Annotated in this window: 4 protein-coding genes; 1 reads left to right on the top strand and 3 read right to left on the bottom strand. The window is 62.0% G+C overall.

Features of this window, described 5'->3' with window-relative positions:
* The first annotated feature begins 155 nt into the window (after window positions 1-155).
* The gene (locus VN856_RS01950; protein WP_325685615.1) at window positions 156-1,550 is read left to right on the top strand and encodes a TIGR00366 family protein; all 1,395 of its coding nucleotides are present in this window, start codon (window positions 156-158) and stop codon (window positions 1,548-1,550) included.
* A gap of 46 nt (window positions 1,551-1,596) precedes the next feature.
* On the opposite strand, the gene VN856_RS01945 is transcribed toward VN856_RS01950, so the two are convergent.
* The 3 genes from VN856_RS01945 to VN856_RS01935 all read right to left on the bottom strand — a co-directional run.
* Window positions 1,597-1,791 (bottom strand): hypothetical protein, encoded by a 195-nt coding sequence (locus tag VN856_RS01945; protein WP_325685613.1) that lies wholly within the window; start codon window positions 1,789-1,791, stop codon window positions 1,597-1,599.
* Window positions 1,792-1,844: 53 nt separating this feature from the next.
* Entirely contained in the window at window positions 1,845-2,288 is a 444-nt protein-coding gene (locus tag VN856_RS01940; protein WP_325685611.1) for a DUF732 domain-containing protein, read from the bottom strand.
* Between the two features lie 26 nt (window positions 2,289-2,314).
* Window positions 2,315-2,506, bottom strand: a 192-nt coding sequence (locus tag VN856_RS01935; protein ID WP_325685609.1) for a hypothetical protein, incomplete at its 5' end; no start/stop codon positions are given.

Genomic DNA, 2,506 nt, shown 5'->3' with positions numbered 1-2,506 from the left:
CGCCCCCGCCGTTCTAGAGTCCGGTTGTGACAACGTCCGACGCGAGCGAGGGTAGGTCAATGACGACGAGCCAGGACCCGAAGGCAACAAGCGAGGACCCCGAGGCCACCAGCGGCCCATCGGGCGAACAACCCAAACCCAAACGCCGCGGCGTCATGCAATCCCTGACCGCGCTGTGTGTCCGTTATGTCGAACGCCTGATGCCCGACCCGTATCTGTTCGCCGTCATCCTGACTCTCATCGTCGCCGCGCTGGTCGCCCTTCTGGTGAAAGGCGCCTCGCCCGGCGGCATGCTCAAAGCGTGGTACGGCGGTGTCTGGGGATCGCAGAACATCTTCACGTTCGCCTTCCAGATGGTCCTGATCCTGGTGACGGGCTACACGCTTGCCGAGGCGCCGGTCCTGAAGCGGGCAATCGTCTACGTCGCCGGCAAGCCACGGAACCAGGTCCAGGGCGCGCTCCTGTGTTTCGGCGTGAGCGCCGCCCTCTCCCTGCTGAACTGGGGACTCGGGCTGGTGGCCGGGGCGTTGGTCGCCCGGCAGGTAGCGAAGCGCTTCACCGACGCGCATTTCGGCTACCTCATCGCGGCGGCGTTCATGGGCTTCATCGTCTGGACGCAGGGCCTCTCGTCGTCGATCGCGCTGGCGAACACGGACAACGGCAGCCCGATCAACGTGATCCACAAAATGACCGGCATCACGGTGCCGCTGAAGCTGACGATCTTCCAGCCCTACAGCTGGCTGTCGGTGATCGTCGTGCTGGCGCTGCTGGCGCTGGCGATCTGGCGCATGGAGCCCGACCAGAGCGTTGCGCCCGATCCCGCCGTGTTCGAAGACGAGGACCAGCCGGAGGTCGAGGCCAAGGGCAAGAACGAGGCCAAGGGCAAGAAAACGTTTGCTGAGTGGCTGGAAAATCTGTGGATCCTGAATGTCCTCGTGTTCGCCGCGGGCATTGCCTATTTCTGCATCAGCGGTTTCGCGCTGAACATCTCATCGATGATCATGTTGTTCACGATCACGAGTGCGTTGCTGCACCGCACGCCGATCCGGTTCATCCGGGCATTCACCGGCGCCGCGAAGGTGTCTGGTCCACTGCTCCTGCAGTATCCGCTCTACGGCGGCCTGGTTGGCTTGCTGGGTTATCTGCCCTCGCAAGCGGCCACCGGGGCCAAGCCGCTGCAGACGCTGGTGGCCCAGGCGCTCGTGAGCGGCGCGACGCAGTACACTCTGCCGTTCCTGACCTTCATCGGCTCATTGGTCATCAGCCTGTTCGTGCCGTCCGGCGGCGGGCACTGGGCCGTGCAGGGTCCGATCGCGGTCGACTCGGCGCTGGCGCTAGGTCAGCGCTCGCCGGCTTATCTCGGGTTGATCTCCATGGCGGTCGCCGTCGGCGAGGGGGTCGCGAACATGATCCAGCCGTTCTGGTTGCTGCCCCTTCTTGCGATCGCAAAGCTCAATGTCCGTCAGGTGATGGGCTTTACGATCGTCGCATTCGTGATCGGGTTGGTGGTGTTGGGTGCTACCACTCTGATCGCGCCGTACATCATTTGACGCCGCTTCCAGCGGACGATGTGGAGCTGGCCGGACCGCCGTCGGGCTAGCTAGGAACTTGTGCTTTCGCCGCCTCGAGATTCGGGTACGGGTGCCAGAAGACATATTGCTTCGGCTGTCCCGGCTGGATCCTTCGGATGACCAGCACAAACTGGTCTTCGTCCTGGAAGACGCGGGACTCAAGCTCGCCTTTCGTTTTGCTCCAGAGCTCGACCAGCCCGGTCGTCTTTTCGCCTTCCATAACTCCCTATATACGCCGCGAGGATAAAACATGGAGCCGGCCAGCTCAGTGATTTACTCGTACGGCGGAAGCTCGCCTTTATGGCGTGGGCAGTAAACGTCAACTGATGCGGTGATGAATCTGATTGCGGTTCTTCTAACGCGGTCGGGGTATAGGTGTAAACGCGGATTTTCCTCATACCCACGGTTCATCTCTTCGTTTACCATGGCGTCGACCGGGCTGCCGCCGTTGAGTTCGCCACAAATCTGCTGGGCTCGGGCGACGACACCAGGCACCTCACCGTCATCGATGGGCGGAATCTGTTCTTGTTCGAGCAGAGCCACAAACTGATCCTGCTGGCTTGGGTCGGCGCCTGCCGCGCCGGCGCAAATAATGGCGGCGGTCAGCAGCACCAAGGCGCTAACCAAAGCGTGTGCAAGGCTGGTGATGCCGGTGCGCACGGCAGTCACCACTGCTGACGAGTGCGTTGACGGGCCATGGGTGGCGATGTTTTGCATGGTGCTTAATCTATGACCGAATCCGGCTACGCCGCGTCTTTGGACGCGTGGTCTTCTGGCTGTATCTTCACTTCTGTTTTCCCGTGCAAACGGCTTGCTGAGATGCTGCCCAATCGGGCGTGAAAGAGGCGATATCGCTTCAGCCCCAAGGGGGAGGTCAAGCCGCCGTCGGTGACGTAGGTGAAGGCAATCCCCGGGCGATCTGGTGCAGTAACTTC

This window comes from Mycobacterium sp., from assembly GCF_035603715.1.
In the GTDB taxonomy this organism is placed as follows: domain Bacteria; phylum Actinomycetota; class Actinomycetes; order Mycobacteriales; family Mycobacteriaceae; genus Mycobacterium.
Note: the sequence above shows the minus strand (reverse complement) of the source record. Positions and strands in the feature narration are given on the sequence as shown.